We start from the raw sequence: 14,275 nt of genomic DNA on the forward strand, positions 1-14,275 counted from the left end.
TTTACTTTTTTTATGTAAAGTTATTATTAATATTGAGACCAATAAAAACAAAAACCAAGTTTTAGATTATGAATTTCCGTATTCGTCTCCATGCCAATGAGCAACTTGATAATCTGTCTTTGTCCGGCACATCATTATTAAAAACTTTATCTAGCTTAAAACTAATTAATAAACTTTTCGGAAATCATAAGCAATTGACTAAAAGCATTCTGGAATATTGCGGAGCGCAACCTACTACAAAACCTTTTCAAATAATAGATTTAGGTTGTGGTGGCGGTGATAGCATTTATAAAATTTCCAATAAATTAGGTAAAAAAAGTATTCAAGCATCATTTATAGGAATTGATGGAAATCCGCAAAGTATTGCTTATGCACGTTCTCAATACATGAAACATGATCACATAGAATTTAGAACAGAAAACATATTAGACACTGGATTTATTATACCTCAATGTGATGTAATTATAAGTAGTCATTTTATGTATCATTTTAAAGATGATGAATTAGTTAAATTTATAAATGAAGCACAACAAAAAGGGATTAAGCACCTTATATTTAGCGAATTAAAAAGAAACAAGATTGCCTATTTTTTATTTAAATTTTCAAGCTTTATATTGCCAATATCAAAGGTTGCAAAAAAAGATGGATTAGTTGCCATAAGAAGAGCTTTTACGGTTAACGAATTAGAAAGTATTTTGAATAAAAGCAACGTAAAAAATTATTCTGTTGGTAAAAAATTTTGGTTTAGAACGCTAACAAAAATTGATCTGTAATCATGAAAGAAATCCTCTCTCAAAGTATAAAAAAGTTAAAAGAAACTCCAAAAACCTTGGTTTTCACATATATCACAATTTATTTTTTATGGGGATTAGGAATGAATCAATTTGGTGCAGAAATGGAAATAGCCAGATTTGCCAATTGGTGGCAGGTTATTACTTGCTATATACTATATATGGTTCCAATTTCTATTTTACTAAAAGAATATACATTCTTTAATCAATACGCCTATGGATTGGTAGCTATGGGAATACTAGAGTTCTTAGGGTATTGGCTGCAAACCTCTTATGTATATCCCGACAATATTCTTGATCAATTATTCAACCCACAGAATTTCAGCTTAGGAATGGCGTTATTTTTTGCGTTATATTTTCCTGCTGGTAACTGGTTAGTAAACAAAACACATAACTTAATTTTTAAAAACAACTTATAAATCCACCTTCTACTTTACAAGAAGAATAAATTGTTGTTTACCTTGTTTCTTAACTCTATACTTATCCTGAATAGCCTCAGCCCCCTTTAGGCTCAATGAATCAACAACATACGTTATCCAATCTTGACGATGTACAATAACGTTATCCAATACAACATCAGTAAGGTTTGCATCTTCTAATTTTGCACCCCACAAAGTAGCTTCTGTTAAATCTGCTTCCGTAAGATCTGCTCCAAATAATTTCGCATTAGTTAGATCAGAGCTTAGCAACTCAGAATTTCTTAGGTTAGCATTTGTAAGATTTGCTCTTTTCAAAATAGCGTCAGAAAGGTTTATTTTTTCCAAATTTGCTTCAACCAACTCGCTTCGTTCTAAATTAGCAGCAGGTAGATTTACTTCATATAAATTTGAGTGACTTAAATCAATATATTTTAGATTAACTCCTCTACCTAAAAATATATCTTTAAAATCAGTATAGCTAAAATCGGATGCATCCAGAATCTCTCTATAGGATTGATCTGCAAGATCACTTCTGATTAAACTAAATAGTAATTGTCCTTTCTCTGGACTTATTTCTTTCTCAATAAGCTTTCCGTCTTCCTTATATTTATAGGGTTTCATAGCCCTAGACAAGCTGGCTATTCTCGCTTCTAGAACAGGACTAATACTTCGTTCACTAGATCCTTTATATTTTAGTTCTTCACTAAGATCAGAAAGTAGATTATCCATAATAAAAACTAAAGATGATCTTCTTTCGGCTTCAATCAACTCATTTTGGTTACCTACCAATTTATTTTGGTTGATGACCAATTTTGTTTGATATAACAAAATAAAAGAAGGTATTAACGTGACCATCAACCCAAAAACACCAATTCTGGTAATCCGCCAAATAATATTGGAAGAAACATCAGAAACCGTATCCACAGAAACTGATTTAGTACTTTTATATTCAGTAATAGCATTATTGATACTACTTTTAAGCCTTACTCCAAGAAGAGGAACACTGGATTTTCTAAGTAACCAAAATCCAACACTCTTTTTCTTTTCTTTTCTTTTTTTTATTTGATCTAATCGATCCTGAAGCTGTTGTTTTTCTTGCTCTAGCTGCTCAATTCGTTCTTGCTCAGTCACTTTATTATAAGATTAGGGGTTTTCAACCTCCAATATATTAAAGTTATAGGATTAATACCAAATAAAAAAGAAAGCCTTTTTAATAAAAAAGGCTTTCCAAATCTAACATAATAAAATATAGTCCAAAAACTATCCCCTACTTCATATAGTTAGTTATATCATCCGAAATGTTTTCGATTAAAGAGGCTCGTTCTTCCTGATCAACCTGATTTAAAATTTTTGCTAAAAGAAGTACATAACTTACCACATATTCGCGTTTCTTACCGTCATTTACATACTCCTTCCCTTCTACCACTATAAACGTAATCAGATTTTGAATAATCTGTCTTAAATCCGAAATATCTAGCTCTTCTTTCATACTGCAAATTTTAGGTGCGTTACTAAAACTTATATTGAAAGTAGAACTCTAACCTCTTAAAAATGAATATGATGTTTTATTAAAACATTGATTTCCGACAAAACGCAACTTTTATCGATTTAGGAATAAAACCAAAAAACAATCTCATCATATAGCCTATTAAAGTAATACGCATCGGTATATTTCTGAATAAATTTATTTGCTTTTAGGAATCTGATAAACTGAAAATAAGCAACATAATATCAACGTGATACAAGTATCACAAGAACTTGGATAGACTTTTTTTTATCACTGAATTTTAAACAAAAAACTACTCATCTAGCTTTTCTAGTAATTCCTTTGCTTTGTTCTTCTGAAAACTTATGTTGCTTCTAACAAGTAAATTCAATTCACTTTTTGCTTTCTCCAGATCATTTAGTTTTAAGTAACATAGCGCCAGATACCAATGCGCTTTAGGCACATCCAGTGTGTTACTATTAAGTAATTTTGTAAAAGAACCAATTGCCGCTTCATTTTGATTCAATTCTAATTGGGTCACGCCTATATATAATAAGAGCTGAGGATTCACCTCTTTATCTTTCTCTGACACATACTTCTGAAGTAAGGCTAAGGATTCTTCATACCTTTTATCCCGAAATAATTTTTCTATGTTCGTCAAATCATCTCCTCCATCTCTAAGAGTTAAGGAAGGAAGTACATCCCAATTTTTATATTCAGCATATAACTGATCACCATTAACATTTTTATTGAATTGGTTTACTAAAAATAAACCCGCCACAAAAACCGCAGCTATAGCGCCAGCATATAAAAAGATTTGTTTAATTTTTGATGGATGTGGCTCTTCAAAATATGATTGTTCTGCTTTAAGAATAGCTTCAGAAACTGTTTTCCCACTATCACTTTTAAGAAAACTCTCATAATGTTCAACTTTCTTATACCTTGTGTTTCTATCAATTAGCTCCCAATTCTTTTCATCATATACAGTATCCATTTCCTGATAAAGCTCCAACATTCTTTTTGCATCTGGATCCACATCAATCTTTTTTAGAAAAACAGTAGTTTCCTCCTTGGTCATTTCACCATTTAGGTATTTTTCTATGTCCTGTTCTATTGTATTCATAACTCTTTTAATTCATTATAACGAGCATCGGAATGTATTGCTTCTTTTAACTTTGATTTACATTTAAAAATACGTTGTCTTACCGTATTTTCTGTAGCATACCCTAACTTCTCCGCAATCTGAATATAAGAGACTTTATTAAAAAAAAATGCTAATACTTCTCTACAATTCTGTGATATTTCTAATAGCTTTTCCTGAAACAACTCCCATTTTTCTTGTTCATATGCAGCCAAAGCTATTTCTCGCTCTTCATAGACAAGATCAATTACTACTTCATTTGTTACCCTGGATTTTGATAATTTTGCCGCACGTCTCCATAAATTTTTACAAATGGTAACAAAATAGCCATCAAAACTAGAAGTGATCCTAAAATCTTTGTCCTGTGCTCTGGCTGATAATTGTAATAATGCTTTTTGCATAATATCTTTTGCATCATCTTCTGATCCATCATGACTAATGATGTAAGCCTTAATTTTAGGATATAACTTCCGGTAAATTTCTTTAATACCTTTATCATCACCTGTAATAAGGCTCTGCAATAAGTAATCATCGTGCTGCTGATTCGCCATGGAGTCTCTAAGTAATTATAGCGTATTGTTTTAAATACTTTCTATATGAAGAACACAAACATAACTATAATTCACGAAACTTTATAGGGGGAATAAGCCTGTTTTTTTATGGGTTAAGTACTCTTGTCTATACGTTTATTTTAAACAAAATAAAAAAAAAATTCTTCTTCTTACGTCTTCCAAATCCATCTTATAATGCTATTAATCAACATGTTATTTAACAACAAAAACATAACTCACAACTCAATCACAACACTGTGAAAAATAAATTTTAGGTTTTTGGGTAACATTTCTACTATTTTCGAATCGGTTGTATGAATATCAACTAAAAATGAAGTGCTGTAAAATAGAATATAACCGTACTCATTTTAAAAACAAACTAATTATCATGAAAAAAAGTATTGTAATCGTAACATGCGTATGCATTTCATTAATCGGAATATGGGGATGTTCCACAGATGAAGGATTAATGGATGAATTTGTAAAAGAAAACAGTATCACTAGTGCAAAGAGTTCAGAAAATGGCATACCATTACCTGAAATTGTACCAAATCAAATGGTTATACAATTTAAACAAGGTCAACTTACTGAAGAAGAGAAATTTTTAATTCGTAATGAATATAAGAATAAGCACCAGATTGATATAGAACAGATCGAAACTTGTGATTGTGACAATGATGGTATTGAATTATGGACAGTAAATTTAGCAAATTCCAAATTTGTGAAAATTGAAGAATTAGTATCTAACGCTAAGGGAAATGATGATGAAGGTGATGTAGAAACTGATCTAAATTTTTATTTTCAAATTAGAAGTGATCGGATATCTGGGAACTATTCCTCTACCTTAGAACAAAAAACAATAACAAATCAAACTGGTGATGCTGTCAATATTGCAATCTTGGATACTGGAATAGATTATGATTTTTTTCCAGATCAATTTCTTTATAATAGTAGTGGTTCTAGTTCATGTGAAGATGAAATATCAGGTTGGGATTTTGTGAATGGGGATAATGACCCTAGAGATGACCATGGACACGGGACTGTAGTTGCCAAAATCATTACTAATCAATTAGATCGTTACCAAATCCCATATACTATTATGGCTGTTAAATCTTTTGACAGTGAGGGTCGAGGATCATACTGGGCTAGTGTGTGTGGTATCAATCATATTGCGAAAAAAAATGATCCTTTTATTGTGAATACAAGTTTTGGGTTTTATAAACTTACCGATCAAGATATTTTTAAAAATATAATTGAAGCTGCAAGTGATCGACTTCTTTTAATCTCTTCTGCGGGTAACCAAGGAATTGATACAGATATATCAGGAAATGAACACTTTCCTTCCGGTTATGATTCTGCAAACATATTAACAGTGGGCGGATATATAAAAGGAGAATATTTTACGTATCCTACATACAATGACCCTTATGTAAGTGGTTTATCAAGGGCAAGTGATTCTAATTACGGAACCTCTACCATCGATGCACTTGCTCCATTTGACGAACATACGTTTGAATTAATAGATGCGTTAAATTCTTCAGATACCATACCAGTCTCTGTACAGGGTACATCCTTTGCGAATGCTGAAGTTACGGCCAGAGCGGCTCAATTACATAGAGAAACTACAGGAACTCCATTAGCCATTAAACAAAGAACTTTAGATTCTGGGTATAGGGAATATAGCCTCAATGGGTTCATCAATAACGGAAAGGTAATCGTTAGAAATATAATTAATTCGCATACACTAGTACCTGTTAGCAATTAAGAAACTCACCTTTATTTTTAAATCTATAAACGATCTATAATTCATACTTTTATGATATGAATTATAGATCGTTTATTTTTTGTTGTATTTTATTTTGTCTTTCGACACATATTAAAGCACAATACACTGAGAAATTTAAAGAAATTTTATCTTCAGAGATTGAATTTGAGCTTAAAAAGAAAAAACTAGACTCCTTCTTAAATTCAAATAAAAAAAATGTTACCAAGGAGGAATTAGCCGATTGTTATCACGAATATGGAAAGTGGTATTATAAAGAATCGAGAAAACACACGAATGAGTTATTTATTAAAAACGCTATTTCAAAAACAAATAAGGCAGCTGTTCTAAAAAGAGCATTGCCCGATTTAGATCAGAAATCTTTAAAAAAAACCTTATACAATTTAGGATTTTTCCATTACAAAAATAACGATCTTTTTTCCGCAATTGAATATTATTCTGAGCTAACAGAAATACCTATTATAGACTCCAAGACTATAGCTGCACATAGAGCATTAGGGAATTCATATATAGAAATAGGAGATTTTCATAAGGCATTAGACAATATTGATCATGTGATCAGGCTCACAAAAAAAGACACTAATTATCGAGAAAAATTACTTCAGGGGTATCTTACAAGAGCCGATGCCTATTCGTTAATTGGGTACAAGGAAAAATCCGATGAAATTAAAACAGATATTCAAAATATAGAGTTCATTTTAAAAAAGTATAACTTCACTAAACAGAAACTAGAGGGTTATCAAACTCGAAAATATCATATTGAAGGAAATAGATTGTTAAATACCGGAAAACATAAAGATGCTATTACCATTTTCTCTGAAATTTTAGAATTCACAAATCCCAAAGATTCTATTACCATAGCAAAAATTCATAATAGTCTAGGTGTTTCTTTTTTACATCTGGAACAATTTGAGAATGCCAAACTATCTTTTGAAGATGCTATTAGACATGATCCAAAGTACACACTCCCTTATGAGAATTTGGGTGACTTACATATAGTCAGAAATAAATTTACGGAAGGTTTATTTGAGTATCAAAAAGCAATTAATTATGCTGTTTCTGATTATGGCACATTAAAGCATGATGATTTAATTGACAAAGAAAACTTAGAGTTAGCCACACAAAAATATTTTTTACTACATCACTTAATCCAAAAAGGCAAAGCCTGGATTAACTATTATCATTACGATGGAAATCAAGACCATCTTAAACAAGCGATCAGAACCTTTAAGTTAGCAGATAAATCGGTAGACATAATACGTTTCGAAAGCTCTGAATATAAATCCAAACTATATTGGAGAGAAAAAGCTTCTTCCTTATATATGAAAGCAGTGGAAGCATCTTTTCTTTTAAAAAATCCTGAAGACGCTTACTATTTTATGGAAAAAAATAAGGCGATACTTTTATTAGAAGACATCACAAATGAACAGGCTAAAGAAAATGCTCAATTACCACAAAAATTAGCTAGTAGAGAATACCATTTAAAGCAAAACATCCATCTGTCAGAAAACAAATTAAATACGCTTACCAGTGTCTCAAAAGACACCTTACTCAAAACAAAAAAAGAAATCTATCAGCATAAAAGAAATTATCAGGTGTTTGTAGATTCTTTAAGTCTCCAGTATCCTGAGTATGCAATCAATAAACAAAAAATTGAAGTACTACCATATTTGGATTTTACAACCAAATACACATCAGATAAAGAAATGGTACTGCAGTATATTTTAAACGAAGATCAAGGATTCGGAATACTTCATACAAAAGATCAACAACTCTTTTTCGAAATTCCAAATATAAAAGAGCTAATAACTGACATCAGCCTACATAACAGTCAAATTATCAATTGGTTTACAAATCAACAAGAGTTAATAACGTACCACAAAACGGCGTATCGTATTTTTAATCAACTTATTCCAGAACACGTCTACTCGCTGATCAAAGGAAAAAATGTAACAATTCTTCCTGATTATGCATTACAGCATCTTTCTTTCGAAACATTGATTACTTCAGAACAGGATCATAGTTATCTAATTAGGGATGCAGAAATAAGATATGCTTATTCTATGTCCTATTTGGAACAAAATAATCAGAGAAACAGAAAGCCTGAACTTGGTTTTTTAGGTGTTGCACCTATAGAATTTGATATCAAAGAGTTAAGTTCTTTAATACATAGTAAAAAAGAAGTAACTAGTATCTCTGATATCCTATTAGGAGATACGTTATTAGAAGAAAAAAGTATTAAGGATAGTGTTATTAGCAGTTTTGATCAATACCGTATTATACACTTATCTACACACGCAGATGTAGGAAATGTAACAAACCCATGGATTGCTTTTAGAGATCAAAAATTGACCTTGCAAGAAATTTATGCCACCAAGAATCAATCGGATATGGTCGTACTAAGTGCTTGTAAAACATCTTTAGGAACACTAAATAAAGGAGAAGGAGTTATGAGCCTAGCCAGAGGTTTTTTCTATGCTGGTACCAATAGTGTGGTCTCTTCTTTATGGTCTGTAAATGATAAAGCGAATCAAGAACTCATGATTGATTTTTATAAAAACATCGACCAAGGACTTACAAAATCTACTGCATTACGAAATGCTAAATTAAACTACATAAACGCCCACGATGGTAGTGAGTTATCTCCTTTTTATTGGGGTTCTTTAATACTTATCGGTGATAACAATGTTATAATACTTAATCAAAATTCGATTAAATATTATGTAATATCTATTTTATTCCTTCTAATAACGATTGGTGTAGGTTTATACTATTTTCAGAAGAAAAACAGAAAGGTCAAATGAACATAATATTCATTTAACCTTTCAATAAAATTTACTGTAAATTATTTATTATTATTAATTATTATTAATTAAAAATACTGCCTCCAATTGGAATTTTTTCAATAGAAATAGGTGTGTTTAAAACAGTATCATACGTATCAATATCTTCACCCTCCAAGTAATCATCAAACACAGTTAATAAATTAGTCGACAGATCAGGACAAGCACTACAGATGGTATTGAAATTTCTTAATGTAATAGTACAACTACAATAACTCCCTGCGCCATCTAAACCTATTGAAGCCCAAAGATGTGGTGGTAAATACGAAGCTTGCCAATCATCAATGATAACTCCATTTTGAAACACATAATTTTCTGGTACACTAACTTCAGTTGGATAAGGAATATACAATACATTTACTTTTGTTCGATTCTCATTATCTTCTACATCCTGTATTAAAATGGCTCGACTTTCTTCTTTATGAAGGATCTCTTTAATGAATGACATCTCTTCTCTTTCAATCGGCAATTTATTTAAGTCGATAAATGATGTAACCTCTTTTCCCGCTATAAATGTAGGTGTTTTTGAAGAACCTGGTACAAATAGAAATTCTGGATTAATAGCTTTAGCATATTGCAAAGCATATAATGATGCAAAACGGGCATCTACATTATACATAGATACTATCTCTTCTGTTTTTTTATTAGTAATAGAATCTAAAGAATCTGACGCCATTTCTTCTTTATTACAAGAAAGTATAAAACTTGTAAAAAGTACAAATAGAATTCCTTTTAAAATAAGATGATTTATTTTCATTGTTTTTGTTTTTATTATTAATTGATAAGATATTTTATTCGGTTTAATAGATACGTTCGAATTAGTAATACATGGAAGTACTTACTGTATTAGGAGTGGCAGGGTACCAATGCGACCAATGTTTTGAGACCCCATCTCTTGGCGTAAATTCTGCTGGAATAAAACCGGCACTCCAATCATGTACATCCACAGCTTCATAACAATTACAATAGTTATGACTTTTTTTACCAAAAGCTAAAGGAGAAGTAAAAGCTTCCTTTTTAGTGTAGGTCATGTCAAACTCTAATCTATTATCTGTTTTAACATCTTTCCATTGACTCCAAAATAAAACTTGTGACCATTCTTGTGTTTTGGTAACAGCCCCAATAGAACTATAAAACGCCCAGTGTCCATACCATTGCTTAGAAATCATTCGTGCCTTTCTTCCATTAAATTCATGAATCTCTCTTGTTGTTGTTTTTGCAGCCAATTTTTTCTTACCATTCGTATGTTTAAACACAGTTAGATTTTTTCCAAAATTAATAGTCTCACCAGCTTCCACTCTTACATCACCTTCGGCATTTGCGGTGATAAATTCATTTATATTTTTACCAAATCCTGGTGTATAACTATACACAAAATCTCCATCGATTCTATATATAGTATTTTTGATACGTACTTCTCCGTTTTCGTTTAGCAAAAAAAGTAACATACTATCTGGTGAATCTACAACTGCAACATCCTCCTTTTTTAATCCCAGTCGCTCCGCCTCTTCTTTTTCTAAACTATTATACACTAATAATAATGACAACCTTCCTTCTTCCTCAAAAGCAGTTCTCGCTTCTTCCTGAAGATTGTTTTTCAACTTCATTTTTTGAGCAATAAATTCTTTGAACTCATCTTCCGACTCAAAACTAAGCATAGAGGATTCACTTGCTTTTTCCGTTTCATTCGTTGTTACAATGGCTTCATTTTCTATCAATATATCATCCTGTGTACACCCTATCAATAATAAGCTACATACTACTACTCTTAAAATATTTTTCATTTCTAAATTTTTATAAATTATAAATTTGGTTTGTTATGATACATACATATGTATCCTAATTACATTTTCATTCTTAAATCAAACCATTTGACACATTACCTAGAACAACACATCAAATGGTCTTTTTCAATATTTTTATGGTTTAAATTTCTATTGTATTGCTAATTGTTGAGTGATCACCTCTCCAGAATTTTTTATAATTCTGATGAAATACATTCCTTTATAAACTCGAGTATCAATTTCTACAAGAACCATATCTTTTTGTTTCACAAAAGAAAGAGGTCTGCTCTTACCAGATAATTCAACTAATTCAATTTTCTGAATTCCATCATTAGAAGATGTCGCAATAGTAAGGGTTTGCCCCATCTGAATTGGATTAGGATACATTTCAATTTTTTCCTTACTAGTAGCTCTATCGTCAAAAGAAGTTTCTCTTTCATATTCTTCATATACTTCGTGAATAGCTCCCGAATTAACCAACTCATTAATTTCTTTGGTGTAATTACTATCTGGTTCATAAGGATATTCTTTAGTTTCTAAAATAAAGCCACCTATGTTATTCTCACTTTCTTGTATCTGAACTCTAAAATATCTACGAGTTTCCTGCCATTCCTTACAATCATTCCAGATTCCGTGTTTCACATAATACCAGGTATTTATCCAAAGCCCTTGAAAAGATGCTACATCAGAATTACAGCAGAATCCACTAATTACATTATGATTTACATCATACACTTCCCATCCATGATATACAGAAACAGGATTGGCATTTGCCTGTAAATTCACACTTACTTGATTTCCTATAGAGGTCAAGCCAATCGTGAAATCAGTTGTATACCCAGCCCAACTAACAGAATTAGGAACAATTTTTCTAGTTTCCTGCCACGGATAACAATTTTCATCAGCATCTTTCCAAACCCCATGTTTGATATAGTAATTCTTAGTTCTACTTAATCCAGTAAAGTTTACTGTTGTCCCTCCTTGAATAGGCCCAACTTGTGTACCACCATTTGTTGTAGATATTGATGTCTCAAATAATCCCCACCATTGATACGCATTGGAATTTGTTGCAGTTACTTGTACCGTAATTGTTCCATCACCAGCACAACTAGCATTCATTGTAAAGTTAGAATCCAACGCTACATTAGCTAATACTGTAAATCGCTTGGTTAGAGGCAACCATCCTATACAGCCATTACCTATAGCTACTTTGATTTCGTATTCATAGCCTGCTTCAAAATTCACATTGTTACCAGCAAATAGTGTTGTCAGATTAACTGTTTGTATTTGTCCTGAAGTCCATCCTAATCCAGATACATATTGAAAACTGCCTATACTTCCAGTAGGTCTCCTCCATGCATCAACAAAATAATTAAGTTCCCCTTGAGAAGCACTTCCGTTTAACAAAATTGTTTCTCCTTCACAAAAAGTGTCTTTAATTTTTGCTGCTGTGTCTTCAAAATGAAAATCTACTACAAGATTTTTTTCTTCAATTACAATATCATCAATCGCCATTTCTGCTTGCTTCGCATTCCCTGTATATAAAGGATTCACCAAAAGTCTTGAATAATTAGTATTCGGTGTAAAAGTAGTTGTAACTGTATGCCAGTTATTACCTAAATAGGTCCCGATAGTATTCGAAAAAACAGTTTGTTCGTTAAGAATATTTCCATTCTGAAAATTAACAGCTCTTAAATTTATAGTTCCATTATCGCTAATATCTTGAATGCCTTGATCACCCGTCTTCACTTTAAAAGAAACGGTATAACATTTTCCTTGTTCAAATGCTGCCGGAGTTTGTATACTTTCATAATGAGTTCTAAACCCTGGATTGGTTTGTATAGCACCAGACCACATCCAGGCATGCGGATTAGAAGGGACTCCATGCAAAGAAGGACTGCCAGAAAATGAATTCCAACTAGGTACACAATTAGCATTATTAGTGGTAAACGCAGAGCTATAATTATTGCAATTTGTATTGTAATTAGAAAAATCTCCATTTTGGACAAGGTTCTGTCCTAGACCAAGATTCACCGATACTATTGTAAAAAATAGTAATAAAATATTTTTAAAATTCATTGTATTAGTTTTAAAAGAAATGCTTACTCATACGCTTTTCAGCTTCCGCGTTTTTGCTTCACAAAAAATTATAATGGTTGATCAGACCTTGAAACAATTGCTTATTTGGTAAGGGGAGTATGTTTATATCCAAATGTTACCCTGAGTTTTTATTTTTTTTGAAATAGTTCGCTTTTACCGTTAAGAAACCCGATCTATCGGAGCTTTATTCCAGCTTTGACAATGTCAATTGAAAATATATTTGTTACTTAAAAAAACTAGTCTATAACTAGGAGGTAAAGATTCTTATTCAACTTACAAAAACTGATTATCAGAACTTAATCATCTACTTCGATATAATATTAATTTACCCTATTAAGATTATTTTGAAAAACATTCTTGATTTAGAATTTCATTATTAAAGAAATTACATATAAATAAGATATAATGTCTTATTCATTTTAGCATCTTCTGTAAAAAACAGGCATTAGTTCTCTAAAATACTTGACAAGTATAAAGGCACTGTATAATATATTGATAGCTAAATGTTTATTTTAAATAGAAAAAAGTACCATCTTTTATGATTAATTAAAAATAGCTTTGTTTTTAAATTGTTTAACTAAAATCACAAATTATGAAACAAATTTTATTGGGATTAACAACTTTATTTAGCACTATACTGCATGCTCAGCTTCCTGACCCAGGTTTTACTATCGACAATAGAACGGCTATTGTAATAACAGATCCGCAGAACGATTTTTTACACCCAGATGGTGTTGCATATGGAGTAGTTGGAAAAAATGTAGAGAACAACAATACTGTTGCAAATATTGATACACTTTTTGAATTAGGAGAGAAAAATAATATTCCGGTATTTATATCTCCACATTATTACTTTCCATATGATCATAAATGGAAAATAGAGGGTGCGTTAGAAGTATTAATGCATAAAATTAAAATGTTTGAACGAGATGGAACACTTTCCCTAAAAGGATTTGAAAATTCGGGCGCAGATTGGTTAGACCAATACAAAAAGTATATTAATAATGAGAATGTTGTAGTAACAAGTCCACACAAAGTTTATGGTCCAGAAACTAATGATTTAGTTCTGCAATTAAGAAAAAGAGGTATTGACAATATTATTTTGGCAGGAATGTCGGCAAACTTATGTACTGAATCTCATATGAGAGAGTTAGTAGAACAAGGTTTTAGAGTAGCCGTAGTTAAAGATGCTACTGCAGCAGCTGTCCTACCGGGTTTGAATGGATATGAAGCAGCAGTAATTAACTTTAGAATGATCGCAAGTCATGTATATACTACTAAAGAACTAAAACAACTTCTAAACTAAAACAACATACTATTAGTACTAAACTCGATTTTTTCAAAAGAAATTATTGATAAATAATTAATCTATAAAAG

12 protein-coding genes are annotated in these 14,275 nt (G+C 31.3%); 5 read left to right on the forward strand and 7 right to left on the reverse strand.

What is annotated here, in order from left to right:
- Positions 1-68: 68 nt before the first annotated feature.
- Positions 69-773 carry a methyltransferase domain-containing protein gene (locus Q0975_RS01330; RefSeq protein WP_299431976.1) on the forward strand — a complete coding sequence of 235 codons (705 nt, stop codon included), beginning with the start codon at positions 69-71 and terminating at the stop codon, positions 771-773.
- Between the two features lie 2 nt (positions 774-775).
- A complete protein-coding gene (locus Q0975_RS01335) occupies positions 776-1,210 on the forward strand; it encodes a hypothetical protein (protein WP_299431979.1) in 435 nt (144 codons plus the stop codon).
- Positions 1,211-1,219: 9 nt separating this feature from the next.
- On the opposite strand, the gene Q0975_RS01340 is transcribed toward Q0975_RS01335, so the two are convergent.
- The 4 genes from Q0975_RS01340 to Q0975_RS01355 all read right to left on the reverse strand — a co-directional run bounded on the left by Q0975_RS01340 (position 1,220) and on the right by Q0975_RS01355 (position 4,388).
- A complete protein-coding gene (locus Q0975_RS01340; RefSeq protein WP_299431982.1) occupies positions 1,220-2,341 on the reverse strand; it encodes a pentapeptide repeat-containing protein in 1,122 nt (373 codons plus the stop codon).
- 136 nt (positions 2,342-2,477) lie between these two features.
- On the reverse strand, positions 2,478-2,699 hold the full coding sequence (locus Q0975_RS01345; RefSeq protein WP_299431986.1) for a hypothetical protein: 222 nt from the start codon (positions 2,697-2,699) through the stop codon (positions 2,478-2,480).
- Positions 2,700-3,009: 310 nt separating this feature from the next.
- Entirely contained in the window at positions 3,010-3,819 is an 810-nt protein-coding gene (locus Q0975_RS01350) for a tetratricopeptide repeat protein (protein WP_299431989.1), read from the reverse strand.
- Positions 3,816-4,388 (reverse strand): RNA polymerase sigma factor, encoded by a 573-nt coding sequence (locus Q0975_RS01355; RefSeq protein ID WP_299431992.1) that lies wholly within the window; start codon positions 4,386-4,388, stop codon positions 3,816-3,818. Before Q0975_RS01355 ends, Q0975_RS01350 begins: the two co-directional genes overlap by 4 nt.
- Positions 4,389-4,776: 388 nt before the next feature.
- On the opposite strand from Q0975_RS01355, the gene Q0975_RS01360 reads away from it, so the two are divergent.
- Positions 4,777-6,153, forward strand: coding sequence for a S8 family serine peptidase (locus Q0975_RS01360; RefSeq protein WP_299431995.1), 1,377 nt, complete (start codon positions 4,777-4,779; stop codon positions 6,151-6,153).
- Positions 6,154-6,209: 56 nt separating this feature from the next.
- The gene (locus tag Q0975_RS01365) at positions 6,210-8,975 is read left to right on the forward strand and encodes a CHAT domain-containing protein (protein ID WP_299431998.1); all 2,766 of its coding nucleotides are present in this window, start codon (positions 6,210-6,212) and stop codon (positions 8,973-8,975) included.
- A gap of 64 nt (positions 8,976-9,039) precedes the next feature.
- On the opposite strand, the gene Q0975_RS01370 is transcribed toward Q0975_RS01365, so the two are convergent.
- The 3 genes from Q0975_RS01370 to Q0975_RS01380 form a co-directional block, all read right to left on the reverse strand.
- Positions 9,040-9,771: a hypothetical protein gene (locus tag Q0975_RS01370; RefSeq protein ID WP_299432001.1), complete on the reverse strand. Its 732-nt coding sequence runs from the start codon at positions 9,769-9,771 to the stop codon at positions 9,040-9,042.
- Between the two features lie 61 nt (positions 9,772-9,832).
- On the reverse strand, positions 9,833-10,798 hold the full coding sequence (locus Q0975_RS01375; RefSeq protein ID WP_299432003.1) for a hypothetical protein: 966 nt from the start codon (positions 10,796-10,798) through the stop codon (positions 9,833-9,835).
- A gap of 150 nt (positions 10,799-10,948) precedes the next feature.
- The gene (locus tag Q0975_RS01380; protein WP_299432005.1) at positions 10,949-12,877 is read right to left on the reverse strand and encodes a T9SS type A sorting domain-containing protein; all 1,929 of its coding nucleotides are present in this window, start codon (positions 12,875-12,877) and stop codon (positions 10,949-10,951) included.
- A gap of 613 nt (positions 12,878-13,490) precedes the next feature.
- Here Q0975_RS01380 and Q0975_RS01385 point away from each other — a divergent pair.
- Positions 13,491-14,204 carry a cysteine hydrolase gene (locus tag Q0975_RS01385; protein ID WP_299432007.1) on the forward strand — a complete coding sequence of 238 codons (714 nt, stop codon included), beginning with the start codon at positions 13,491-13,493 and terminating at the stop codon, positions 14,202-14,204.
- The last annotated feature ends 71 nt before the right edge of the window (positions 14,205-14,275 follow it).

Origin of the sequence: uncultured Aquimarina sp., assembly GCF_947500065.1 — a bacterium.
Taxonomy (GTDB): Bacteria; Bacteroidota; Bacteroidia; order Flavobacteriales; family Flavobacteriaceae; genus Aquimarina.